General features: G+C 41.2%; 22 protein-coding genes. 6 read left to right on the plus strand and 16 right to left on the minus strand.

What is annotated here, in order from left to right:
* Nucleotides 1-10: 10 nt before the first annotated feature.
* From ACOWPH_RS29730 to ACOWPH_RS29740, 3 genes are all read right to left on the minus strand, one after another.
* A complete protein-coding gene (locus tag ACOWPH_RS29730; protein WP_015364258.1) occupies nt 11-370 on the minus strand; it encodes a DUF190 domain-containing protein in 360 nt (119 codons plus the stop codon).
* 33 nt (nt 371-403) lie between these two features.
* Nucleotides 404-955, minus strand: coding sequence for a hypothetical protein (locus ACOWPH_RS29735; RefSeq protein WP_015364259.1), 552 nt, complete (start codon nt 953-955; stop codon nt 404-406).
* 162 nt (nt 956-1,117) lie between these two features.
* On the minus strand, nt 1,118-4,237 hold the full coding sequence (locus ACOWPH_RS29740; protein WP_015364260.1) for a CusA/CzcA family heavy metal efflux RND transporter: 3,120 nt from the start codon (nt 4,235-4,237) through the stop codon (nt 1,118-1,120).
* A 290-nt stretch (nt 4,238-4,527) separates the two neighbouring features.
* Here ACOWPH_RS29740 and ACOWPH_RS29745 point away from each other — a divergent pair, with 290 nt between their 5' ends.
* A complete protein-coding gene (locus ACOWPH_RS29745) occupies nt 4,528-5,172 on the plus strand; it encodes a hypothetical protein (protein WP_015364261.1) in 645 nt (214 codons plus the stop codon).
* A gap of 25 nt (nt 5,173-5,197) precedes the next feature.
* A complete protein-coding gene (locus tag ACOWPH_RS29750) occupies nt 5,198-5,998 on the plus strand; it encodes a hypothetical protein (RefSeq protein ID WP_015364262.1) in 801 nt (266 codons plus the stop codon).
* Between the two features lie 155 nt (nt 5,999-6,153).
* On the opposite strand, the gene ACOWPH_RS29755 is transcribed toward ACOWPH_RS29750, so the two are convergent.
* From ACOWPH_RS29755 to ACOWPH_RS29780, 6 genes are all read right to left on the minus strand, one after another.
* Nucleotides 6,154-7,797 (minus strand): iron uptake porin, encoded by a 1,644-nt coding sequence (locus tag ACOWPH_RS29755; RefSeq protein WP_015364263.1) that lies wholly within the window; start codon nt 7,795-7,797, stop codon nt 6,154-6,156.
* 269 nt (nt 7,798-8,066) lie between these two features.
* Nucleotides 8,067-8,192, minus strand: coding sequence for a hypothetical protein (locus ACOWPH_RS29760; protein WP_284697385.1), 126 nt, complete (start codon nt 8,190-8,192; stop codon nt 8,067-8,069).
* 12 nt (nt 8,193-8,204) lie between these two features.
* A complete protein-coding gene (gene sigB, locus ACOWPH_RS29765; protein ID WP_015364264.1) occupies nt 8,205-9,203 on the minus strand; it encodes a sigma-70 family RNA polymerase sigma factor SigB in 999 nt (332 codons plus the stop codon).
* A 237-nt stretch (nt 9,204-9,440) separates the two neighbouring features.
* Entirely contained in the window at nt 9,441-10,127 is a 687-nt protein-coding gene (locus tag ACOWPH_RS29770) for a SanA/YdcF family protein (protein WP_015364265.1), read from the minus strand.
* 280 nt (nt 10,128-10,407) lie between these two features.
* On the minus strand, nt 10,408-13,599 hold the full coding sequence (locus ACOWPH_RS29775) for an efflux RND transporter permease subunit (protein WP_015364266.1): 3,192 nt from the start codon (nt 13,597-13,599) through the stop codon (nt 10,408-10,410).
* Nucleotides 13,600-13,980: 381 nt separating this feature from the next.
* Entirely contained in the window at nt 13,981-15,654 is a 1,674-nt protein-coding gene (locus ACOWPH_RS29780) for an efflux RND transporter periplasmic adaptor subunit (RefSeq protein ID WP_015364267.1), read from the minus strand.
* 625 nt (nt 15,655-16,279) lie between these two features.
* Here ACOWPH_RS29780 and ACOWPH_RS29785 point away from each other — a divergent pair.
* Together ACOWPH_RS29785 and ACOWPH_RS29790 are read left to right on the plus strand one after the other, a co-directional pair.
* A complete protein-coding gene (locus ACOWPH_RS29785) occupies nt 16,280-16,822 on the plus strand; it encodes a PepSY domain-containing protein (protein ID WP_015364268.1) in 543 nt (180 codons plus the stop codon).
* A gap of 132 nt (nt 16,823-16,954) precedes the next feature.
* Nucleotides 16,955-17,398, plus strand: a complete 444-nt coding sequence (locus ACOWPH_RS29790; RefSeq protein ID WP_015364269.1) for a DUF2127 domain-containing protein — start codon at nt 16,955-16,957, stop codon at nt 17,396-17,398.
* Here the strand turns inward: ACOWPH_RS29790 and ACOWPH_RS29795 are convergent.
* Genes ACOWPH_RS29795 through ACOWPH_RS29805 form a run of 3 tightly spaced genes read right to left on the minus strand, consistent with a single transcriptional unit; the run spans nt 17,395 to nt 20,132 of the window.
* Nucleotides 17,395-18,639 (minus strand): sensor histidine kinase, encoded by a 1,245-nt coding sequence (locus ACOWPH_RS29795; protein WP_015364270.1) that lies wholly within the window; start codon nt 18,637-18,639, stop codon nt 17,395-17,397. The two genes, ACOWPH_RS29790 and ACOWPH_RS29795, sit on opposite strands and share 4 nt — an antisense overlap.
* Before the next feature lie 15 nt (nt 18,640-18,654).
* On the minus strand, nt 18,655-19,329 hold the full coding sequence (locus ACOWPH_RS29800) for a response regulator transcription factor (protein WP_015364271.1): 675 nt from the start codon (nt 19,327-19,329) through the stop codon (nt 18,655-18,657).
* A gap of 59 nt (nt 19,330-19,388) precedes the next feature.
* Complete coding sequence (locus ACOWPH_RS29805) at nt 19,389-20,132, minus strand: DUF347 domain-containing protein (RefSeq protein ID WP_015364272.1); 744 nt, start codon at nt 20,130-20,132, stop codon at nt 19,389-19,391.
* On the opposite strand from ACOWPH_RS29805, the gene ACOWPH_RS29810 reads away from it, so the two are divergent.
* Nucleotides 20,117-20,425 (plus strand): hypothetical protein, encoded by a 309-nt coding sequence (locus ACOWPH_RS29810; RefSeq protein ID WP_150111137.1) that lies wholly within the window; start codon nt 20,117-20,119, stop codon nt 20,423-20,425. The genes ACOWPH_RS29805 and ACOWPH_RS29810 overlap by 16 nt on opposite strands.
* A gap of 31 nt (nt 20,426-20,456) precedes the next feature.
* Here ACOWPH_RS29810 and ACOWPH_RS29815 read toward each other — a convergent pair whose 3' ends face one another.
* On the minus strand, nt 20,457-21,569 hold the full coding sequence (locus tag ACOWPH_RS29815; protein ID WP_015364274.1) for a precorrin-8X methylmutase: 1,113 nt from the start codon (nt 21,567-21,569) through the stop codon (nt 20,457-20,459).
* An 83-nt stretch (nt 21,570-21,652) separates the two neighbouring features.
* Between ACOWPH_RS29815 and ACOWPH_RS29820 the strand changes: the two genes are divergently transcribed.
* Nucleotides 21,653-23,578, plus strand: coding sequence for a heavy metal translocating P-type ATPase (locus tag ACOWPH_RS29820; RefSeq protein ID WP_015364275.1), 1,926 nt, complete (start codon nt 21,653-21,655; stop codon nt 23,576-23,578).
* On the opposite strand, the gene ACOWPH_RS29825 is transcribed toward ACOWPH_RS29820, so the two are convergent.
* From ACOWPH_RS29825 to ACOWPH_RS29835, 3 genes are all read right to left on the minus strand, one after another.
* Complete coding sequence (locus ACOWPH_RS29825) at nt 23,567-23,746, minus strand: hypothetical protein (RefSeq protein ID WP_150111138.1); 180 nt, start codon at nt 23,744-23,746, stop codon at nt 23,567-23,569. The two genes, ACOWPH_RS29820 and ACOWPH_RS29825, sit on opposite strands and share 12 nt — an antisense overlap.
* A 17-nt stretch (nt 23,747-23,763) precedes the next feature.
* Nucleotides 23,764-25,155, minus strand: a complete 1,392-nt coding sequence (locus tag ACOWPH_RS29830; RefSeq protein ID WP_015364276.1) for an MFS transporter — start codon at nt 25,153-25,155, stop codon at nt 23,764-23,766.
* A gap of 309 nt (nt 25,156-25,464) precedes the next feature.
* Nucleotides 25,465-26,199: a DUF305 domain-containing protein gene (locus ACOWPH_RS29835; protein ID WP_015364277.1), complete on the minus strand. Its 735-nt coding sequence runs from the start codon at nt 26,197-26,199 to the stop codon at nt 25,465-25,467.
* Nucleotides 26,200-26,239 lie beyond the last annotated feature (40 nt).

Consider the following 26,239-nt stretch of genomic DNA (forward strand, 5'->3'; position numbering starts at 1 on the left):
AATATTGCCCTTAAAGCGTTACCAACGGTGAGAGAACTTCTAGGTTTTGACAAGTGACAAACTTATTTTTAAGCATATCTTTGACCAAGGAAAAAAATTCGGTTATTGCGCTTTCACTATCAATAACTGTAATGACAAGTGGTAGCACAGAAGACTCAATAGATGGATCTAGCTCGTTCATAGTGCGAAAAATACCATGTTTGCCATATCCAGAAATTGCTCGCATCACCGTCATCCCTGTTATTCCCTGTTGTCGAGCGATTCCCAATAGAGTTTGGTGAAGTGGTTGGTGCTGCCAACTATCAGACTCACTGATATAGATTGTTAGCTGCTTCCATTTAATTGGTTCGTGATTGTACTGTTGAACCATAACTGTTATCCTGTCGCTACCACTTGCTATTAATTATCGTTTAAAGGTAAAGCGACCATTAAATTTTTCACCTTTGACATCCGTTTGAATCACAACTTTATACTCTCCCGTTGCAATTGCAGGTAGCTTTGCTGTGTATTGCTTTTCCTCGGTATTATAAGGAACTTGTAGAGTTTTTTTAGTGCCATCTGGTAGCTGAACTTGAGCCGTGAGCTTGGCATCAGTAATTGCTTGGTCTTGCTCGCCGTGTACGCTGATATCTAAATGAGTAGAATCTTTTTCTATATCTGATTTAAACTCTAAATGATATTTGCCCGAATTTACAACTTGACTGCTAGACTTCTCTCCGCTATTGGAGTGACCACCTTTTTCATCATGGCCATGACCGTCGTTTTCATTATGCACTTCCCCAGTTTTAGCAACGGGTTCAGTCTTAGTAGATGTTTCTGTAGCTGCTGTTTTAGCAACGGGTTCAGTTTTAGTAGCACTTTCCGAGTTAGCGGCTTGATTCCCACCACTACAAGCACCCAAAAAAATTAATCCGACACTGCTAACAATTACTAAACTGGTCTTCAGAAATTTCATGAATTCAAACTCCTTGATGTTTTGTGAATTAAAAACTAATGCAGCACGTTGTAAGTAAACCACCCATTTCAAATCAATGAAACCCTTGGGGTATAGGAATTCTAATTCCTAATTCCGTTAGCGTAGTGAGGCGTAGCCCATTTCAAATTCCGCCTTGTTGTGCTAGGCTCTGGCTTCTCCTGCAATTTCTGGCTGAATGATTGGTTCAGCCTTTCTTGGCACCACAAATCTACCAAACTGGACATACAAAGCCGGAAGCACTAACAAGGTTAAAGCGGTTGAGGTAAACAATCCACCTAACACTACAACAGCTAGTGGCTGGAGGATTTCTTTTCCGGCTCCACTACCAATTACCAAGGGTGCCATACCCAAAGCCGATGATAGCGCCGTCATTAAGATAGCAGCCAACCTTTCTACTGACCCTTCCATCAAAGCCTGTCGCAGAGGCTGTCCTTCTGCCATCCTAGAATTGTAGTTCTCAACAAGTAATAGTCCATTGCGTGTAGCAACGCCGAATAAGGTAATAAATCCTACCATTGAAGCTACAGAGAGAATACCACCAGTTAAAGCGATGGAAATGACTCCACCCACTAAGGCTAAGGGCAAGTTTATCAAGATCATGATGGTGGCAGGAATCGACTTGACAGCAAAGTAAATCAAGACTGCGATCGCCACAAATGCTAATCCCCCAGCCGAAAGTAAAGTTTTCGTCGCTCCCTCTTGCGCTTCAAATTGACCACCGTATTCAATAAAATATCCAGAGGGTAATTGCACCTGTTGCTTAACTCTGTCCCGAATATCCTTAATTACAGAACCTAAATCTCGTCCAGCCACATTGCTGGATACGACAATATAACGGGAGACGTTTTCGCGGTTGATGGTATTGGGGCCTGTACCATAGTTGATTTTTGCGACTTGGGCTAAGGGAATTTTTTGTCCGTTGGGTGTATCAACTAACAAATTACCGATAATTTCAATATTGTTACGGTATTTCTCTTGCAACCAAACCACCATATCAAAGGTTTGTTGTTGCTCCAATACTTGGGAAACGACTCGCCCATTCAGTGCAGTTTCTATTATCTCTGACAATTCGCCAATAGTTAAACCATAGCGGGCTGCTGCATTGCGGTCGAATTGAATTTGTACCTGTTTAATTGGTACTTGCGGTTCTAGTTGCAAATCTACTAGACCCGAAACACCGCCCATAGCTGATTGTACTTGTTGACCAAGGGTGCGGAGTTCTTCCAAATCGGGGCCAAAAATTTTCACAGCGATCGCACTCCGTACCCCAGAAAGCACTTCATCCATCCGGTGCGAAATAAACCCGCCGATATTGGGAACGACTCCGGGAATTTTATCAAATTCTTTACGAATCATTTCAATTGTTTTTTCTCGATCTTTTCCCCCCTCCTCGCTAAGTTGGACATCTATTTCCGCCCCGTTTACACCAGCCACCTCAGTATCCCCTACAGCCCGCCCAGAGCGCAATTGAGCCGTTTCAACCCCAGGATTTTTTTTCAGGGCTTCTTCGATCACTATGCCTACTTGATTAGTCGCATTCAGAGATTGACCAGGCATTAAAACTGCGGCGATTACCAAAGAGCGGTCTTGGAATTCTGGTAAAAAAACTTGCCCTAACGAGAGTAGAATCATCGTTGAAGCCACAAAAGCAGCGATCGCACCTGTCAAAATAATCTTGGGGCGACGAATAGAAAATTTCAAAAGTGGACGATACAAACGATGGGAAAATCGTTCAACCCAAGTTTCTGTACTTGGTAAACGCCGATTTACTAGCAAAAGGGCGCACAGTGCTGGAGTCAATGTCAGTGCTACTAAGGTAGAAGCGCCAATTGACAGCAAATAAGCTACAGCCATCGGTGTAAAAATCCGACCTTCTACACCAGAAAGAGCAAAAATTGGTGCAAAGACGACTGCAATAATGATTGTCGAGAACAGTACGCTTACCCGCACCTCCACTGAGCCATTAAAAACAACTTGCAGTGGTGGTACAGGATTGCCTGCTATTTGGTTTTCTCGCAAACGGCGGTAGACATTCTCCATATCGACAATTGCATCATCCACCACCGAACCAATCGCAACAACAAGTCCGCCCAAAGTCATTGTATTGATACCTTGTCCCGTCCAATTCAGGATCATCATTCCCAACAACAAAGACACGGGAATCGCACTCAAACTAATAATCACCGTGCGCCAGTTCATCAGAAATAAAATCAAGATGACACAAACGATGATTGTGCCATCGCGCAAAGCTTCTTCAACGTTTTTGAGCGAGGCTTCGATAAAATCTTCCTGACGGAAAGTAGTTGTAATTTTGACATCTTTGGGCAGACCGGCTTGAATTTCCTCCATTGCTTTTTCAGCTGCCTTCGTTACTTTTGGCGTATCTGCTGCTGGCTGTTTGTTGACTGTCAAAATTACCGCTTTTTTACCCGCAAAACTACCATCACCGCGTTTGAGTGCTGCACCAATTTGTACATCCGCCACTTGTTCCAACAGGATTGGCGTGCCATTTTTGGCTTTAATTACTGATTTCTTTAGCTGTTCAATAGATTCAATCCGTCCAACCCCTCGCACCAATGTCTCTTGGTCAGGAGTAATTAAAAATCCCCCTGGTGCATTGGCGTTGGATGCTTGTGCTGCTTTGGTGACATCATCAAGGGAAACATTAAACGCTTTCAATTTATCTGGGTTTACCAACACTTGATACTGACGCTCATCCCCACCAAATATGACGACATTACTTACGCCAGGGACAGCAAGCAGGCGGTTTTTCACTTGCCAGTTGACAATCCGCCAGACCTCCATCATCGGAGTGGTTTCAGAAGTAAAGGCATATTTGACAGTCCATCCCAAGGGTGAACTAACAGGCAGAACCTCTGGGTTTTCCACACCTTGCGGTAGTTGACTGCGTGCTTGTTGCAACCGTTCCGTTACCAATTGGCGGGCGCGATAAATTTCTGTATCCAAGCTAAAAGTCGCTCTCACAGATGAAAGACCGACAGCTGAGGCAGAACGCAATGTTTCTAGTCCAGGAGTGCCGTTAATCACACTTTCTATCGGTCGAGTAACTAGGGATTCAACCTCCTCTGGTGCAAGTCCTGGGGCTTCGGTCATAATTTCCACTTGCGGAGGAGCAAAGTTGGGAAATACATCCAGTGGCATTTGCGTCAGGACGAGAAAGCCCCAAACTGATATGAGGATAGAAGCAATAACCACTAGCCAGCGTTGAGCGATCGACCATTTAACAATAGAATTAAGCATTAGTGAGAAAGATAAAGTTTTACTGAGGATGAGTCAGCATTAACTTTCTCTAGGATGACAGACTAGAATGAAATTCAGGTGAAATTTGTACAAGGAAGAGTGTGAGCGATGAGATACGCTCCATCGTAGGCGCGATTCCTTTACTCCTTTTTTAAAATCCATAACTAATTATCATTGGGCTATTGAACATCAATGAGTTGCTGTAAATGAGTCAGCTAAACGTTAAAATAATGAGGCTATTTGTGTAATTCTCATATTTTTTGGATTAGGTTGAGCAGCAGAGGTAAGTAATGGCAAAAGCAAAACGTAGCGGGGGAAAAGGGTTTGGTAAACCACCTAAGCCACCATATCTCAATAGCTCATTAGATTTTGAAGAATTAGTTAATGGCAATCAAATTTTGTTAGTGAACATAATCACCGACGATACTAAAGGGATTGGAGATGCCTTTACATTTATAAAATATAACGATCTTGCTAAAGAGTCATCAGATTTTAGGTCAGCTATTGCCACCGCATTTGACTCCTCATTGATTAGACTGGCGAAGCGGCGACGAAATGAAGAGGGTAAGGGTTTACTAACTCTAACTCCAAAACATTATCGTCAAGAATGGGGACTTAGTGATAGCTCTGACGGTGAAATAGTTTTTAATTGGTGGACTTTACCAGAGTTGAAAGTTGCTCAAGAACGAAGCTACATATTTGGTGGAACGCGAATTCTTGCCAGATTAATAGAACCTCTAATTATGTATTCTCAAGAAAGGTTTCCGGTTATCTATCATGCTGTTCCATATACAAGTGGAAATGACCAAGTAAATTATGTGCATCTCATGTTTACTGTTTCACTCAATTCGAGCAAAGCACAGGAAATTCTTAGTATCAACATAATTGAACGTGAAACCACACCTTTAACAGAACTTTTACCTCCTAGTTCCTAAAAAGTCATTTAAAAACAAAAACACTATGTCTAAAATCCGCATTGGCAATACTGTAGTTAAAAGTAATGAAAAATTAAGACAAATACAATCACAAGTTTTTACTAGTTATGGCTATCAAAAAGTAAACGATTTTTTGCTCAATGATAGCAGAGATTTTAGAGTTGTATTTGATATGTTATGGGAAAAATATCAGAATCAGCCCCCAAAATTTTATGATTCTACTCTGATAAAGGTACTAGAGAAATCGAAATCATTTAAAAAGTTTATATTAGCTGTTAATATGCAAACAATTTCTCAGATGAAAATCCCTTTTGATAAATTTTATATACCGTGTTTAAAACAATGTTATCAAGATTATGAAACTCATAAAGAAACGGGTGCGAGGGGTTGGGTAGTCGGTGTTATTCCTTTTCTCGGTGCTACTTACCCTGAACATCGAAAATTTTTATCAAATTTGATTGACTCTTTAGATATTACAGAAAATATTAATTCAGGAAGAATTATCTATTTAGATAAGCATCTAGCTCTAACTTATAAACAAGATGATGCGAAAAACCAAGCATTAGGAGAACTGTTGTTTGCGGCAAGACATTCCGAAGATTTATGGTCTTTTAACCAAACAGATGTTTTTGTACCCGTAAGATCCTTTCGTCAAGCTAAAATTGCTTTAGCTAATTACCACGGTAAGCCCCGAAAAGGACAATTAGTAGGAAACGACTCTGCACGTTTTTCTAGATTTTTAGGCTTAGATATTAAAGATAATTATGCCTATATGTCTGGATATGAAGAATTAGTTAATTATAGAGGAAAAGGATTCCAAAAATGATAATCGGCGTTCTTGAATCAAGAGTCATGTAGGTAGAGTGGGTATCCTGAAGCCTGGAAATAAAACACGTTATCAGAGTACATCAAAATATTACAAACTAAAACCACCTAATTAATAAGTGTTGGGTTGAGCATAGCTCAACCCAAAATTCTATTTTAGAAAGTGAAAGTTGTTCTCAATGTACCAATCACAGCATCATTGTTATTGTTAGCAGATTGACCAGGATTAGTTAACCAAATTACACCAGGAGTAATAGAAATGTTGTCACTAATGCGATATCTATAAAAGCCTTCAATGTGATAGGGTTTATCTCCGTTGTTACTACCTAAATATGGTTGCGCTCCTGCAAAAATCCCTAAAAGATTGCCCTTCTTGCCAAAGTCGGGTAAAGCTACACCCAATCCATAGCTCCAAACTTCATCGTTATCGTTAGCTCCAAAGCCTGTAATATTACTGTGGAGTGCAAACCCACTAATTGACAGTTTATCGCTAGGTCTGAAAGCTGCTTCAAAGCCATAAGAATTACTTACAAATGGATTGCCACCACCGACAAAATTAGCTTGTGAAGTCCCAACTACAGCAGCACTTACCGAACCAGCATCAAATAAAGCACTATTTGCACCATGATAACCGTGAACGTAGGTTGCAGCCAAGGTCAGGCGATCGCCAACGTTAAGATTCAACTGTGCTAAAGCTGCATAGTTACCGTCTAATAAACCTGAGCCTGGACTGGGATTATTTGCTTCAGATCCTAAATAACCCAAAGTTAATGAAGGTTTGAAGTTACCACTACCAAATGGGACATTAACACCAATTCCTGCACCGCCACCGATGCGATAGATAGGACTTTCGGAAGCAAAGGTAGATAAAGCACCGTTACCACCATCAAAGTCTTCAAAATAAGGGTTAACGGTGGGAACATAATCGCTTTGAATACCTCCAGTAGCAGCTACATAAACTTGAGAGTTGCCAACAGGGAAGTAATACGCTAACCAATCTATAAAAGCACTATTATTACTACCAAGAAACAAGTTAAAAGTTTGAGTGCCTTCAGCAGTGCCATTGGGTAAAGATAATGGAGTAGCATTACCGGCTGCAATCCGAGTGTGCAGGGTATCTTTACCCGTAAAACTAGTTTGCAAGTCTAAACGCACCCGGTTTTGGAAAACGGTATTGTTATTATCATTGTTGCCAAAACTATCCGTAACCGCAAAAACCGCTTCACCTACTAGCTTTGTGGTGGTCGAAAACTGATTAGCTTCCAACTCAGCCGTGCGTGCTTCCAACGCATCTACTCGACCTCTGAGTGTTGCAAGTTCCGCAGAAAATTCTTCTTGTAAACGCTGTAGGGTAGCTAAATCCTCTTTCGTCACCAAATCAGTAGTTGCTGTAGCAATCAGTTCATTAACTCTATCCAAACAAGCATTCAAACCTGCCGCAAATTCATAACGAGTTAAGGCACGATTCCCCCGGTAAGTACCGTTGGGATAACCTGCAATACAACCATATCGCTCAACAAGAGATTGCAAGGCTTGAAAAGCCCAGTCTGTTGGTTGTACATCCGAAAATTGGGAAACTGATGTAACTTGAGATAGTGAAGTTTGATTATTGGCTTCAAGATTGTATTGGTTTATTTGTGAAAAAACGTTTTCGTCAGCGTTTGTTTGAGCAAGTAACGGCTGATGAGTTTGTGATGGCTGTTGTTGGCTGTCAGCAGCAATGGCACTAGCTGAGATAGCAAAAGTTACTCCCAAAAATGCTGGGCTGAATATCAGTGTTTTCCACAATAGATTCGACATATTATTTTTCCTCACACCCTCTTGTAATGATGACGTGAATGCTAATACCAAAACGTATTATTTGCTACTTTAACGCCATTTTAATTTTATAATCAATACCTTCACCAATTTGCAAAATATAGGGCTGAAAGCCAATAAAATCGTTACGAGATGAATAGGGTTTCAGGATTTTGGCACAGGTATTGATAATGTATCGTGTCAATCTAGCTTAGAAGTAAGTTATTTTGCTGATAAATTCTAATTTAGTTCACTAACTTAAAAATTTGTAACTATTTATCTGGGTTTACCAGCACTTGATACTGACGCTCATCCTCACCAAATATGGCAATATTACTTACACTAGGAACAGCCAACAGGTGGTTTCTCACTTGCCAGTTGACACTACAAGCTTTCAAAATTAAGGAGTATCAGTCAGCTAGATAGCTGCGTGAGTTAAACCCATATCTTCGTAGAAGCGTGAGAGCTTGTTTTTCCAGTTGTCGCACTCGTTCTCGACAAATACCTATCCGTTGACTAATCTGTACTAGGGTCAGTTCGCATCCACCTGCTAAACCAAAGCGCAAGATTAATACTTCCTTTTGCTGGGGAGTCAGCTTTGCTAATAGTTTGTGAACATCTTGATAGAGCAATTCTCGCTCCGTGTAGCGTTCGGGAGACATTCCATCATCCTTCAGCATATCCTGCAATTGAGTACCCTGCTCAGATCCAATTCCCATATCTAAGGAAACAGGTTGACGAGCAAACTGCAAACATTCTCGAATCTGTCTGGGTTCTAGATTAAGCGCTTGGGCAATTTCAGTCACGTCGGCAGTGTGACCAAGCTTTTGAGATAACTCTCGCTGAACACGTTTAATTTTGTTCAGCTTATCAGCCATGTGAATGGGTAAACGAATAGTGCGGGATTGTTGTGCGATCGCTCGTGTAATTCCCTGACGAATCCACCAGTAAGCATAAGTAGAAAACTTGTATCCAAGAGTTGGATCAAATTTCTCTACCCCTCGTTCTAGCCCCAATGCACCTTCTTGAATTAAGTCTAGAAACTCAATATTGCGTTTCTGGTATTTTTTAGCAATAGACACCACTAACCGCAGATTAGCCTGAATCATCTTCTGCTTGGCAATTTGTCCTTGACTTAGTTGTTGCAGCAGCATATCTTCTTCCAACTGCATCTTGTCAGCCCATTCTTGCCGAGTGGGTTCACGCTGTAATTTTTCAGATAGTTCTTCCTTCGCAGTTAGCATCACCATCATTTGCTGAACTTGTTTAGCAAAAAAAATTTCTTGCTCATGAGTTAAAAGAGGTATACGTCCAATTTTATGAAGATAGATACGGACTGCATCTGCTGTAGATGAAAATTCGTTATTCTTGCTCTTCACTTTAGTTGGTTGGGATGCTGAATTAGGCATGAATAGATTATCCTCCATTGAATAAATTTAAATGTTTATAAAATCATAAATAAACACAGATTAATCGAGATGATAAATTTCTACATTTTGGTAAATTCAGGTAATTTACTAATGAAATTTTCAGCGCAAATTCAAATCTCTGAATTGTTTTTATGGCAACTTTGGTTTTGTTTTTTTATTAATGCTATTTTTGTGATTAATTCTGCATCTAACAACTGAGTAAAATTTGTAAAATACTCAATTAATAGGCTCAAAACGTCCTAAAAAAGTAGGTCGGGGACGGGTAATGTCAACTTCCCACAAAGCCTTGACATTCGCTAACATTTCCCTCACTAAATCGGGAATCATTCCTCGTAATCCATAAATTTCTATATCTGGAGTTCCTAAACCAACTGTCTTTAGTCCTAATTGACGACAGGTGTAAACAGTGCGGGGAAGATGATAATTTTGAGTTATGACAACAGCTTTATGTACACCAAAAACCTTATGAGCGCGATAACAACTCTCATAAGTGCTGAAACCTGCATAGTCTAAGGTAATGTTCTTCATCGGTACACCCAATTCATGGGCATATTTTTGCATAGACCTGACTTCATTATAGGAAACTTTGCTGTTATCTCCTGTCATCAAAAGTTTACTAATCTTTCCCATTTTATAAAGTTTGACAGCAGCTTCTACACGGTCTGACAACATGGGTGTGGGATTACCATTGGGAAGAATTCCTGCACCGAATACTATTGCAACCTGTTCTTTTGGGACTGATTCTGGTTGAATGTAGCGGGAGCCATTCGTCATTAAACCTATATAAGTTGTTGCTATTAAAGGTTTTGCTAATACACTAATTACTAAACCTAACAAAATCCATCGCAGGTGATGGAACAACTTGAAATATTTTTTCCCTACAATTTTTTCAAAAAATCTCATATAAGTGATGTTTTACAGAGTATTTCTTTTGAGCAGCAACACACACTGTCGAAAGTTTATGTGTATCCTAAATTACTTCTTGTAGAGGAGTCTACTTTGATTTATAAACTTATTTGCGTAGGTAAGTTACAGGTGACAGGAAACAGGGAAAAAACGATGACAAGTATACTGATTTATTTTAAATCAAATACGAGTCTTATACTATCAGCCAGTAAAACAAATCACTGGCTGTACTTTAGCAAAATTACTGTCACATCTGTGCTTAACTTAGTGATGCTAATTAATTCTCCAACACCACCCCAGCTACCTTTCCATTTTCTACAACAACCGCACTTCTCTTAGGTAACAAATACTTACCAAACTTAGAATATAAAGCAGGTAAAACTAGCAAAGTTAACGCGGTAGAAGTAAATAAACCACCCAAAACCACTATCGAAAGTGGTTGTAAAACTTCCTTACCTGGACCCACTGCAATTACTAACGGTACTAATCCCAAAGCTGATGTAAAGGATGTCATCAAAATAGCATTGAGTCGTTCCATTGACCCGGTTATAATAATTTCTTGTAACGACATTCCGCTAGAAAATTTAGTAGTGTAATTGTCTACTAAAAGTAGTCCGTTGCGAGTAGCTACACCAAATAAAGTCACAAAACCTACCAAAGAAGCGACTGAAACAACGCCCCCTGTTAGTGCCACAGCAATTACACCTCCGACTAAAGCGATGGGCAAGTTAATCATAATCATTGCTGTAGAAGCAATGGATTTGACAGAAAGATACATTAATACCGTAATCACTACGAAGGAAATAGCACTGAAAATTAAAATATTTTGTGAGGCTCTTTCTTCGGCTTCAAATTGACCGCCATACTGAATAAAGTATCCAGAGGGCAATTGCACTTGTGCCTTGACTTTGTTTTTAATTTCATTGACTACTGATCGCAAATCTTTGCCTTTAGCATTAGCAGATACTACAATTAGACGGGAGACATTTTCCCTGTTAATAGTATTTGGTCCAGTGCCATAGACAACTTTAGCCACGTTAGCTAAAGGAATTTTATTTTCCCCTTCATTTCCACCTTGGGAAGAGGTATCAACTAACAAATTTTCAATCGTTTGTAAATTATTACGGTATTCTGGCTGTAACCAGACAATTAAATCAAAACTTTGTTGCTTATCCAAAACTTGCGATACTACTTTACCATTGAGCGCAGTTTCGACAAGTTCAGATAGTTGCCCAACTGTTAAACCATAACGTGATGCGGCAACACGGTCAAATTTTATTTGAATTTGTTCGATAGGAACTTGCGGTTCTAATTGTAAATCTACAAGCCCAGACACAGATGACATTGCACTTTCAACTTGTTGACCAATTTGGCGGAGTTCTTCTAAATCTGCTCCAAATATTTTCACAGCAATTTGACTTCTGACTCCAGATAATATTTCATCAATTCTGTGAGAAATAAATCCACCAATATTTGCAGCAGCACCAGGTACTTTATTAAATTCTTCCCGCAACCATTCTACTGTTTCTTTACGCTTTTCCATTCCTTTGTCACTCAGACCAATATCAAGATGACCAAGATTTACGGGTGCTGCATCTGGATCACTAGGGGCGCGTCCTGCCCGTAACTGCACATATTTTAACCTGGGATCATCTTTGAGTTTATTCTCCAGCACAAAGGCAGCACTGTTAGTAGCTTCTAAAGATGAACCTGGATAAAGAGCTAAAGTATTGACCAAAGTTGATTCTTGAAATTCTGGTAAAAAAGCCCGTCCCAAAGCTGGAAAAATCACCATTGCCGCTATCATCCCCGCCACAGCCACGGAGATAATGATCATGGGACTGTGGATAGCAAAATTTAAACAAGGATAATACAACCGCTTGAAAATTCGGGGTATTAATGGTTCCTTTAAGGGCATTTTTCCGTGTGGAAGTAAGATTGCACACAAAGCCGGACTCAATAGTAATGATTCTAAACTAGAAACCATAACCACCACTAAATAAGTCATTCCCATTGGTCCAAAAATTCGGCCTTCTACACCTGCGAGGGCAAATATTGGAGAAAAGACGACAATAGTAATTAAAGTTGCACCAAGGAGAGATTCTCGGACTTCTTGTCCCCCTTCAAAAATGACTTCTAGTACCGGACGCGGATTGGCAGAATGTTTATTTTGGCGGAGGTTGCGATAAGTATTTTCTGCATAGACAATGGCATCATCAATTGCTGTCCCAATGGCGATCGCTAATCCGCCTAAAGTCATAGTGTTTAGCCCCAAGCCTAGCCAGGATAATATTTGTAAGGAGAACACAAAAGTCAAAACAAAATCTAACAAGCAAAGTGATAGAGTCCGCCAATTCATCAAAAAGGGAATGAGGATAAGTGCGGCAATAATACTACCTTCCACCAAAGCTGATCTAACATTTTCTACTGAAGCATCAATATAATCAGCTTGACGGAAGGTTGCATTTACTTTAATTCCTTTCGGTAAACCTGCTTCTAGCTCAGATATTGCGGCTTCAATCGCACGGGTGACGGTGGGAGTATCAGCTAGAGGTTGCTTATTCACCATCACTACTACAGCATCTTTGCCATTTAAGCTGCCATCGCCTATCTTAATCGCACCGCCAATTTGAATTTCGGCAACATCTCCCAAGCGCACAGGCGTTCCTTGACGGGCAAAAATTACAGATTGTTTTAAATCATCCAAGGATTCAATTCGGCCAATTCCCCGAATCAGAGTTTGCTTGTCAGGGCTGATTAAAAAGCCACCAGGAGCATTGACATTTGCTCCCTGTACTGCCTCAGATACTTGCTGTAAGGATACATTAAAAGCTCTAAGTTTATTCGGATCTACTAATACTTGATACTGACGTACATCACCGCCATACACTAGCACTTGACTAACGCCAGGAACTGCTAAAAGGCGATTTGTAACTTGCCAATCAACGATTCGGCGTACTTCCATCAAGTCGATTTTGGATGTTGGGTTTTGGGTGGATGTTTCTCCTTTCTGCCCCTCCTCTTCCACTGTGAAAGCATATTTTAATACAGTGCCGATAGGTGAACTGATAGGAGCGAGTTTTGGTGTTTCAATTCCTTGAGGTAGCTTACTCACTACTTGTTGCAGTCGTTCTTGTACTAACTGGCGGGCTTGATAGATATCTGTTCCCCAGCCAAAAACGACTCTGACTACAGAAAGTCCTGCTGAGGAGGAAGAACGAACTGCGCTGATTCCTGGGGTGCCGTTGATTGAGCTTTCAATTGGTAATGTCACCAGAGACTCTATTTCTTCAGGAGCGAGTCCGGGAGCTTCTGTTTCAATTTCGACTTGGGGAGGTGCAAAGTTGGGGAAAACATCCAACGGCATTTGCGGGATGGTATTAAATAATATGATTATTGTGGAAATAAGTGCCGCAATTACTACTAACCAGCGTCGAGAAATTACCCATTTAGCAACTGTACTAATCATTATCTATTTAGTTGTTAATTGTTATTGGTTGGTTATTAGTTGTTAATTATTTCAAATCCCCAAGTTTAGGAGGGATAATTTCAAATTCCGCATTACTAATTTTTTTGGCGTTGCTGATAGCTTGCGTGGCGTAGCCATATTGAAGTATGAAGTAATTAGGACTTACGCAAAAAAACCTCAAACTATTATTTCTCTGTGTCCTCTGCGGTATGCCTTACGGGAGCCGTAAGGCATACGATATTCCATGACTTGTGCGTAAGTCCTGATAATAAAAGAATCAAGGATTTCAAACTCCTACTCTCTGCGCCTCTGCGTGTTAGCGTTAGGGGGGCGTAGCCCGATGAATTCATATTTTTAATCAGCACCGCAAATTTTTTATTATTAATTAGAATGAGGATGCTTGTCATTTTCCTCAACAGAAGTGGTGGGGGTTGGTTGTTTGTGGTTGTCGATATAAACCTCGGTTTCATAATTAAAACCGTCACTTACTGGTATTAGACGGGAACGGTTACGACGGTTAGACCAGAAACTACCTGCTACAAAAGCCAAAGTAGCAAGGGTCACTCCTCCTGCTCCAAATAACCACAGAGGTACTGGTAAGCTGTTAGTCTTAGTGTCCTCTGAATGTGCTTGTTCTTGTTCTTTTCCTTCTGGTTCGTTGGATTCACCACCACCCTTCAATGATTGTGCATAAAGTTGTGGCGCACGTTGGGTAACGACTGAATCTCCCTCGAATAAACCACTTTTAATCTCAATTAAATCTCCAGAGGTTTGTCCTAACTCAACTTCAACAGATTGGAAGGCATTGCCGTTTTGGACATAGATCAATTTCTTATTATTTGCATCCACTACAGCAGACTGGGGAATTGCCAAAGTAGCTGTAGATGTCTGGTCGGTTACAACTTCAAATTCGGCAAACATTCCAGGTTTAAGCTGCCCTCTAGCATTATTGACTTCGGCTTGTACTGGTACTACTCGCGTTTCTCCTTCTACCACTGAGCCAATTCGTGTAATCCTTCCTGTAAAGGTTTGATTAGGTACACTAGCAACTTTCATCCTGACCTGTTGACCTGTCCTCACTTTATCTAAATCTTTTTCATAAATATTTGCTGTGGCAAAAACCCGACTATCATTCACAATCGTCATTAATTTACCACCCGCGTCCTGAAATGATTGACCGATAGTAACTTCCCTGTCAGTAACCTTACCGGAAATTGGAGCAGTTACTATTATTAGTCCCTTAGCATTAGCGCGGTTTCCTAGTTGTAGCAGCCGCGTTTCATAAATAGCGCTGCTGCGATTAATATTGGATTTTGCTAGTTGAACTGATACTTGAGCGCGTTTGAGTTGATTTTCAGCCTGGATAACATCGCGGTGACTATTAGCTGTGGTTAGTTTAGCTTTAGCTTCTGCAAGTTGGGTTTGAGATTCAAGGGCGTTACGACGTGCCAAAGCACCTTCAGTTGCTAACACTTGATCTTTCTGATACTTTTCTTGAGCAAATGCTACTTGGCTTTGGGCTTGGGCGATTTCGGCGGCGGCTATTTGTTGATAGCGATCATAATTTTGTTGAGCCAGCCTCAAGTCAGCTTGAGCTTGTTGTAAATCAGCTTGACCTTGTGCTAATTTGTCCTGAGATTCCACGCGCAATGTCACTAAACCTGGACTGGTTACAACGGCGACAGGTTGACCTTTCTTTACTGATGCACCGGGTTCCACCAATAGTTCAACTACTTTTACCCCTTCAATTGGGGTTGTGACTTCCACTTTCTGGCTAGGTAAGATTTCAATTTGTCCAGTGGTTTTAATGCCGACGGCTAATCGTTGGCGCTGCACTGGTTCGACCTTAACTCCTAGCAGTTTTGCGGTTTCGGTATCAACTTCGACAGAACCAGTTGTTTTGCTTTCACCACCCTGAAATGAACTTGCACCAGTATGGTCGTGTCCAGCACCAGCCAAAACAGTAGTAGGAGTATTTAGTAGTAACAAACTCAACATTGTCAACGAAATATAACGCAGTGGCGCAGAACATTGAAACAAATTAGAGATTCCCATCGCTTGTTGTATCCTAAGTTAGTGAGAAAGCAGAATCGCCTTTGGATGTTGGCATTTAATGTGCAAATTTGGACTAAAGCTTTTTTTAGCTAGTTACATTGCTTTCGTGAGAAGTTTAAGGAGTTTTAATAGTACTCTTCTTCTAGTGTTTCATATCAACATGAAATTTGGGTGAAATTTTTAGTGGCGATTGTTATTAGGAACAACTATTGTATTTAGGCTATATTCATGGTTTTCACAAAATTTAGTTACTTTGCTCAAACTAGGCTTCTAATCACCTAGTTTAAAGTAATCTAGTAATCTATCTCTTGAATCTTCCCTTACTAGGGCTACCACTATACAGTTTTTGAGTTTGTTTATTTTTCATTGATTTTCACATCTTTATCCTTACTAATAATCATTGAAGTGATGCTGCGGTATGATTACAATAGGTAACTGTGGTTAATTTGTAGAGTTAGATACAGTTATCAAACTAATTTTTTATAATCTTAATCAATCTTTCCAAGTTCTTGACTTTTTATATTTAAAGTAAAACTGTAGCAACTCAAAAACAGGTGTGAATAACACAAATAATCATAATTATTTTGGATTGCTCAACAAACAAAAATTATGGAGATTGACACACATGAAAACTTCAACAAAAATCGCTTTAGCAACTGCTTTAATGAGTATTTTAGGTGTTGGTGCAGTGGTAAAAACCGTAAGTGCCTCCCCTTTTCAAAACAGTATACAAGTAGCTCAGACTAGTGACGGAGATGGCGAAGCTAATGACGCTACAGAAGCTCCTGAAATTAAGAATAATGGTGTTCATAACACTAAAATAGCTCAAGCAAGTGACGGTGAAACTAATGATGATCAACAAGAACAGCAAGAGGACAAAAAATTACAAGCTTTAGCTAAAATTACAGCAGAACAAGCTAAACAAGCTGCTGAAACCTCTGTCGGTACTAAAGCTAGTAGTGTAAAACTCGAAAATGAGGATGGTAACTTAGTTTATGCTGTAGAAATTGCTCAGAAAGAAGTGAAAGTTGACGCTGGTAATGGTAAGGTTCTCTACACTGAGAATGCTAACCAGGAAAGTGATGAAAATGAAGCTTCTCGTCCCAAGAGTAGCATTCAAGTTACAGAGAATAATAACGAACAGGAAACAAATGAAGGCAGTAAATAGAGCAATTTATCACTAGTTTTAAGTGATGTTTAGATATAAATAACTAAATTCGAGATTGTTGAATGATCTATTTTCAACAATCTCCTTTATTTATATTCCTCAAACGATGGAGTAACAAGTAAGGAAAGTTAAATGATTAAGAAGCATCCTCCAGGATTAATAGCAATTGTTATTTATAAAGGCTTTGTTGCTTTACTGCTTACAGCTACATCTATTGTTCTACTGTTAGCTTTAAAAAAACATGATACTCTTGTGGTCTTTTCCGAATCTTACATACTGGAAGGGAAACGCGAAGTTATTGAGTGGTTACTGGAAAAAATTATTAATATCAAACCACAAACTTTAAAATTTAGTGGAATTGCCACTGCAATATATGCAGTTGTCACAGCTATTGAAGCTATCGGTTTATGGTATGAAAAAACTTGGGCAAAGATATTAGTGATTGGATTAGTTGGTATTAGTATACCTCCCGAAATCTATGAGTTAATTAAAGGGGTAACGATTTTCAAATTTTTAGTCTTTATAGTTAATCTAGCTGTACTATCGTACTTGGTTAAACACTTTTATAAACATTAATTAAGAGAACTTGCTGGTAAACGCACTGTAAAACAACTTCCAATTCCCAATTGACTTGTGACGTTAATTAATCCACCGTGATTTTGAGCAATAGCTTGAGCAATAGCCAACCCTAAACCAGAACCACCAGAATTATAAGAACGTGATTTATCTGCTCGCCAAAAACGTTCAAAAATATTTCCTAAATCTTTTGGTGCAATTCCTACACCTGTATCTTGAACATTAACTACTATATCTGAAGCAGAACGATTAGCTGTGATTTCTACTATCCCTTCTGACGGTGTGTAATGTATAGCATTTTGAATTAAATTAGTAAATAATCGTGTTATTTGATTTGTATCACCTAATAAATAAAGCTTTTCAGTTAATTGGTTTTTCAGATTAATTTGTTTAGCGATCGCTTGCGGTTGATATAGTTGTACTAAGTTATTTAAAACTGAACTGAGATTAACAGTTTCTTTACTCCGGCTAGGAAGATTATCTTGACGAGCTAAAAATAGTAAGTCTTCTGTAAGTCGAGTCATTTGATTAGTAGCACTAGAAATAGCTTGAAATTTTTCTGCATCAGTTTCTCGTATTCCTTCTGGATACTTTAGTGCTACCCCTGCATTACTTTTAATCGCCATTAAAGGACTGCGGAGTTCATGGGAAGCATCAGCAGTAAACTGTTTTAACCGTTCAAAGCTTTCTTCAATTGGTTGCATCGCTTGACGAGTCAGCCAAACTCCACCAACACTACTAATAATCAAAGCTACAACTATTCCACCACCTAGTCCCAAATCTAATTTATTTAAAGTTTCATCAAATTCTTCTAAAGATTGACTGGCTCTTACATACCCAATGAATTGTTTATCGTCACTACTAATAATTGGTAAAGTGACAGACTGGACACGATTTTTACCAACTGTATTAATTTGTTCTCCTTCTATTACATGAACAGGTAAACTTAAAATATCTTGTCCCTGTTTTTCGATTAGATTACCTTTAGTATCAAACCAGTTTAATCCTTGATGATTTTCAAATAATTTATCTTGAGGTAAGTCATTTTCAATTTTAATTCTCCCGTTATCAAACTCTGCATTAGCAGCAGCAACTTGTGCTAATGCAGCAAGTTTCTCTGTTTGTTGTTTATGGAGGCTATGGGTAAAGACAATCCGAACAGCAACTGCAAATCCACCTAAGATTAGTGACAATACGATTAAATAAGACAACAGTAAACGACGGCGAATTTTTTCAAACATAAGCTAAATTTGCCTTCACTTAGGACACAGACGATAACCAACACCGTAGACAGTTTCGATAAAATCTTCTGAACTTCCTACTGCTCTGAGTTTCTTTCTTAAATTTGTAATGTGAGTTTTAACGGTTTCCTCTCCAGATAATTTATCAAACTCCCACAATTTATCTAAAATTGCCGAGCGAGTCAAAATTTGAGTAGGATTTTTCAAAAAACATTCCAATATCATGTATTCTTTATGTGTTAATGATAAAGGCTTATCTGCATAGGTGACATGACAATTACTAGGATCTAGTTGTAGCTCACCATGAATTAAAATTAATTGGCGAGTTTCTGGACTCCTTCGAGATAAAGCTCGAATTCGTGCTGCTAATTCTTCTAGTTCAAATGGTTTAACTAAATAATCATCTGCACCAGCATCAAGTCCAATTATTTTATCTGGGGTTGTATCTCGTGCTGTCAACATCAAAATAAAAGCGTTACAATTAGAAGCACGTAGCCGTTTACAGAGAGTGATTCCATCTAAGCGCGGCAACATTAAATCTAATAAAATTAAATCATAATTACCTGCTTGGGCGTATTCCCAACCTTCAATTCCATCACCAGCAATATCAACAGCATGATGCTGATGTTTTAAATCTTCGGCTAAGGGTTTAGCAATGCGATCGTCATCTTCAACTATTAAAATTCTCATATTTCTGTACTATTTATTTTGTATTTAACAAAAAATAGTCATCTATCTGCTTAAACGCATCACTCAATTGGGTAACGCACTTTTTTCTCCTTTCGCACGGAAAAGAATAGGACAATCGCCAGCAGGATAAAGGCGATCGCTGAAGCATAGCCCCTTGGCAGTGATAAACCGCCATTTTTTATCGGTTTGGTAAGAAAATCCCCGAAGGTAGCTCCGAAGGGTCGCGTGAAGATGAATGCAAGCCAGAATAGGAGAACATCGCTCAACTTTGTTATGTAGTGAAGGGCAATGACAACACCAATGACGCTGGCTGTTACCAATGCGCCCTGGATATAGCTCAGTCCTAAGTTGCTTGTCAGAAAATCACCAAAGGCTGTTCCCAAACTGTTGGAGAACACAATCGCCAGCCAATACGTTGTCTCTGCGTCTTTCCTCACGATTGGATAAACACTCAAATCTCGATCCCGGTAATACCAGATGGCAAGAACGCTCAAGAGACAGGCTACTAGGATCAGCGATCCCATTGCGTAGCCTAGCCCAAGCGATCGATCCATCAGGTCTGAAACTTCAGTTCCGGCTGTGGTTGTCGCAATGATGGCCAACCAGTAAAGGGCTGGACGATATCTGTCGGATTGAATTTGAAAAAACAGGAGAATAGCTAGAATGGCAAAAGTTATGGCAAAGGCTACGTAATACCCCAGCCCAAGAGACATTGAGATGAAGTCACCTGCCGTCTCGCCCAGCGTCGTGGCAATGATCTTCATAATCCAAAAGAAAATTGTGACTTTTGCAACTTTGTTCATTATTGCTCCTATTTGCTGCTGGACTACCAACACGTTATCTGAACTTGCAGATTCATCGTAGAGAGAAAAAGTCAAGAACTTGGAAAGATATGGCTGGCAATGAAGATTTTTACTCTCTACCCACTGATTTCCGTCTTCTGTCTTCAAATACCAGCAGTAATGCGATTCCTACGGAGCGCTTCGCTATCGCACTCAAAGCGAAAATACTTCCAGCGATGAAAGTTGCTTTTGGACTGATTGTTTGCCACAAAACACCTCCTAACGTTCATTGGTTTGAGGAGATGATTGGATGATTTCTGTTGTTCATACTAAATTTTTCTGATACTACGGACGAGTGAGATAGCAGTGGCAATCTGGCTTTTCAATAAATGTTTCAACCAATGCGTTTAACGTCATCGCAGCTAAAAGTCCACCACCGAGACTGCCTTGAATCGTGATGTAAGGAATTTGTGTTTCCATTAATCGTCGCTTTGCTGCTGGGGCATGACTAAATCCGATCGGCATTCCAATTACAAAAGCTGGTTGAACTTGCTGCTGCTCAATCAACTTACAGGCACTCAGGAGTACCGAAGGGGCGTATCCAATCACGAGTACACACCCCTTTGGAATTTGTTGTAGTCGTTCCTGCCAGAGGTGATGATCCCAAAAAGCCTGTTCTGCCTCACTTGCCCCTGTGATGTGAGGGTCATCAATCAGTGCTTCAACGGAACATCCTAAATGAGCCAACCGCGTGTGATCGAGCATGGCAGCTACGGCAGGTACATCTGTCACTACCGAACACCCGAATTTGAGAGCATCCCATACAGCAGCGATCGCATCTCGACTCAACCGAACGAAATTGACTAAGCTGACATCTCCACACGCCAGCACAAGTTGATGCAACAGATGCACCGTGATTTCAGAATAATGAGATAAATCGGGGAGTAGCCGCTGCAAAGATTCTTGAAACGCTTCGGGGTGCGTGGTTGTCTCCGCATCTAGGTTTATCCAAAGTTGATCTAGCTTCCCCAACCCCTCCTGAGTATCAACTTCCAATTGCTTTAGTTGTGCCAGAGCTTCGGCTTGTGTGATTTGACAATTGCGATCTTGCCCCAGTAATCCCTCCAATGCGGATGCGGTTTGGCGCAACCGGGTAATCTGCTGAATAACGGAACGATATTGCTGCTGCAATTTAGCCATCAAATTCGGATCAATCGTTTCCTCTGAATGGCTGTCTAATAGCTGGTGAATGTGGGACAACTGAAACCCTTGTTGTTTCAGTGCTATTACCCGTTGCAGTCGTTGTACATCTTGTTGGGTATAAAGGCGGTAGTTGCCTTCTGAGCGTTGTACGGGTGGTAGCAAGCCTAGCGTATGATAGTGCCGCACCATCCGAGGGGTAACGCCACCCCCAACCGCATCCGTCAGTTCTTTAATCGTCAGGTGTTCAATTTTCATACCCTCAGTTTACTCGAAACATTGACATTGACATTAATGTCAATGTGTAAGGTGGAAGGATATCAATTTGGACATTTTTACAAATGGTTTCTACTTCTGCTTTCCGCGTTCACTTTCCTAACCTCCTGAAGAAACACCCCGATGCAGTCGCGGCGATCTCTTGTGCAGTTCTGGTTTTCCTGGGCTGGCAAACGCTCAATTTTGGCTGGATTGGAGTTGCCCTGTTCATTCTGACCGCTGCTTACGTGATTGGTGGGTTTGAGAGTGCGCGTGAAGGCTTGACAACCCTATTTAAAGAAAAAGAACTCGATGTAGACTTGCTGATGATTGTGGCAGCCCTGGGAGCGGCAGGTCTGGGACTATGGCGGCGGGAATATTACATGATTGTGGATGGTGCTGTCCTCATCCTGATTTTTGCGATTAGTGGCGCACTTGAAGGATATGCCATGCAGCGAACGGAGCGGAGTATTCAGGGGTTGATGAGTTTAACCACCGATACAGCGCGAGTGATGCGGAACGGGCAGGAACGAACTATACCGATTTCTGAGCTAAGGATTGGCGATCAAGTCTTGGTCAAACCGGGAGAATTAGTGCCGACCGATGGTTTGGTCATGGAAGGATTCAGTACATTGAACCAGGCTTCAATCACAGGAGAATCGATTCCTGTAGAGAAAACCGTTGGTGATGAGGTTTTTGCAGGTACGATCAATGGCAGTGGTGCGCTGCGGCTCAAGATTCATCAACCGCCCGAAAGTAGCTTGATTCAGCGAGTCATCCGTCTCGTCCAGCAAGCTCAAAACGAAGCACCACCCTCGCAGCAATTTATCGAACGATTTGAGCGAGGCTATGCGAAGGTTATTGTCATTGCAGGGATCTTGCTAGGAACTTTGCCTCCTTTCCTATTGGGCTGGAACTGGGAAGATACAATTTATCGAGCCTTAATTTTTCTTGTCGTTGCGTCGCCCTGCGCGTTGATGGCATCTATTATGCCAACTGTGCTATCGGGGATTGCCAATGGGGCGCGGCATGGAATCTTGTTCAAGAATGGGGCGCAATTAGAACGGATCGGGCAAGTGAGGGCGATCGCCTTTGATAAAACCGGAACGCTGACGACTGGCAAGCTTCAAGTAGTTGATGTTCTGTCAAACCAGCGATCCACCGACCGATTACTTCAAGTAGCGGCGGCATTAGAGAGTTTGTCTGAGCATCCCATTGGTGAAGCGATCGTGCAGTCTGCTCGTCAAGAGAATCTGACCTGGGTGGAAGCGGTCAACGGTCAAGCACAAGCCGGGCGAGGAATTACTGGAAAAATTGAGCATCAGATAGCTGTGGTTGGAAAAGCTACTTTTGTCCAGGCACAAGCGAAGCCTGTTTCAAGAGCATTGACTGAGCAAAGCCAGCAGTGGGAAGCAGAAGGAAAAACAGTAGTATGGGTTGCCTATGCGGGAGAGGTTCTAGGCATCATTGCCGTTGCCGATACCGTGCGACCTGCGGCAGCGCAAGCGATCGCCCGATTGAAACGTCTGGGAATTGAACGGATTGTCATGCTGACAGGGGATAACTCGCGCACTGCTCACAGCATTGCTCAACAGGTTGGGGTAGACCAAGTTTACGCAGAACTCTTACCAGAAGATAAAGTCGGTGTGATTCGACAGTTGCAAAAGCAATACCAAACTGTAGCAATGGTTGGGGATGGTATCAATGATGCACCCGCCTTAGCCCAGGCATCGGTCGGAATTGCGATGGGAGCCGCAGGCAGTGATGTTGCTCTGGAAACCGCAGATATCGTGTTGATGGCAGATCGCTTGGAGCGATTAGAACACGCGATTCGTCTGGGTCGTCGCGCTCAAGGCATTGTCAAGCAAAATATCGTGTTTGCCCTCAGTTTTGTGGGGGTTTTGCTAATTCTAAACTTTACTGGCAACATCACACTTCCATTTGGAGTTTTGGGGCATGAAGGCTCTACGGTTGTAGTGACGTTGAGCGGATTGCGATTACTAAGAAGTTAATGAGTTCAGAGTGTTTAATAAACTAAGTGTGCGTTTACCAGGTGCGATCGCCAATGCCGAAACTTGTAAAAATTCAACCTCACATGAAGGTTGAAGAACTCGAACAACGTTATCGTCAGTGTTGTGAGGTAGTTGAAAGCTGCCATTATCAAATAATCTCTTTAGCAAAGATTATCAACAACAGTTCAATGACTATGGCGATGGTGAATGTCCCTTGTGTGAGGGTGGCTATGATTGATAATCACCGTATGTTCGTGACGATGGTTGTGAGGTTCGCCTACAGCCATCCCCTGATTATGCTCATGCTGATGGTGTTCATCGTGGATGTGTTTGTGTTCATGCTCACTGAGATAGTGGAGATGTTCGTGTTCATGCAGTTGAGGTGAGAGGGTAACTTGCACTACCACTAGCAGCATCAAGCCCACTAAGCTACCGTAAAGAAACTCGCGTTCAGCAAAGTTACTTCCCAACCAACCGGCAAGAGGGTAGGAGATTGCCCACCAAAGATGACTCCAGGCAAAGTGTGCGCCATAAACTCGCCCTTGCACACCAGCTGGGATGCGGTCTGCAATTAATGTCTGGGTGGGTAAGTTCACTAAACTTTGCCCTGCACCCGCCACAAACCATAACAGCATCAGTGGTGCTAAATTTGCGTAGTTGACAGGTAACAAAGCCAAGGTGATCAAAGTTGCACCAATAAAAACAAACGTTGTACGCGGCAAACTTCTATTGAAAGTACCATAAATAACTGCACAGAGGGTTGCACCAATCCCAAAAGCTGCCATCACCCAGCCGTACTGCACTTCTCCCAAGTTAAGTGTACCTTGGACATAACCAACAGTATTTACTAAGATTTGCGCTCCGGCAATTGATGCGACTAACTGCATTGCTAGCGCGTAACGAATAGGTGCATCTATAAGCAGGCGAGTTGTACCGTCTTTAATGTCTCCCCATGTTCGGTGTGTTGTCCTAGAAGGCTGTTGATTTTGTGCAATGACAAGCTGACCTGGTAATGTGAAGATTAAGACTGCCGCGATCGCAAAACTGAGAGCATCCAAGAAGAAGACTTGTCTTGCACCAATGAAGGCGGCGACACTTCCAGCGATACCAGGGCCAAGTACACCAAGCAATTGAAAAGTAGCAGCCGAAAGAGCGATCGCTTGGGGATAGTCATTCTCACCTGTGACTAATGGAATTGTGGCTTGATAAGTTGGGGTGAAGAAAGCATTAAAAACGTTAAGCGCAAATATTAATACGTAAACTTGCCAAATTTGCGTCACAAAAGGCAACATACCCACAATTAACATTCTGAATATGTGGGTAACAACCATGATTTTCTTACGGTCGAGGCGGTCTGCGATCGCACCTGCAAGGGGAGATAGCAACACAAAAGCAGTGACACGCAGAGTTAAAGCTACTGAAAGCACAACTGCTGCATTCTTTCCAGCTAACTCAAAGGCCAGAAGGGCTAAACCCACCCAAGTGAGTGCATCGCCCAATAAACTAGTAGTTTGAGCAGTGTACAGCCTTGCAAATACCGGATTTCTCAAGCTGCGGAAAAATGTCAAGGTATTCATTTATCAGGAGGCATAGTTACACAAGTCTTTTATATCAAGATTTTAACAGAAATGGGGGGAGGGGGCATATTTCTCAAAGCCAGAAAATTGCCTTGCCAAGACCATTTTCACCACTCCGCTGTTTTCTCGAAGGAGTGTAGTGTTTTTTAGTTATAGCTGTGATGTTCCTGTAGCAACCATCATTGCTCAAAAACTGCTTTTGGTACTTTGCCATTTAAAACTGAGAAACTAGCTTTCTTTGACATCCAGAATTCTCAATTGCGTCGGCAAACTTTGCACCCGTTTCTCAATATACATTGAAACTTGAAACTACTTGTTATACCAAGCTTTGCGCCACTGTTTCATTTGATTAATCTCTAATTCTTGGGCTTTGATAATTTCTTGAGCCAAGTTTTTGATTTCAGGACGCTGAGACTTTTGCAAGGCATCTTTCGCCATAACTACAGCTGATTCATGGTGAGGAATCATCGCGTTAATAAAACGCAGGTCAAATTCTGCATCACCTGCACCCAAGTCCATGTTCATCATCATGGCTTGCATTTGATCAGGTGACATCTCCATCATGTGACCCATTTTGGTATCATAAGCCATTGGTTTATCTCCCGCTTTGGGATACCAGGTTGTACGCCACTGTTTCATCTGCGTAATTTCTTGGTTTTGTGCTTTGATAATTTCGTCTGCTAGCTTTTTGATCTGTGGGCGTTTCGATTTTTGCTGTGCAACATTCGCCATTACCGTTGCTCCCTGATGGTGCGGAATCATCGCATCAATAAAGCGCAAATCATAGTTAGCATCGGCTGGTCCCAAATCCATTGCCATGCTGTGGTTCATCATGCCACTACCCTGATTCATCATGCCGTCATGGTTCATCGGTTGCTTATCGCTAGTATCGATAGCAGTGTTAGTAGGGTTTGGTGCTTGGCTTTGGTTTTGGGAAGTGGGTGTAGAACAGGCTGTCAAAACGCTGCTGGAAAAAGAAGCGATCGCTACCAAAGCAAATGTCAAAAAGCTGTTTTTCAGAGTAAGTAATTGCATAGGGATCATCTAAATATTTCCTAATTACAGTCTAAAATCTCTAGTTAGC

Origin of the sequence: Anabaena sp. PCC 7938, from assembly GCF_049315035.1 — a bacterium.
GTDB classification, from domain to species: domain Bacteria; phylum Cyanobacteriota; class Cyanobacteriia; order Cyanobacteriales; family Nostocaceae; genus Anabaena; species Anabaena cylindrica.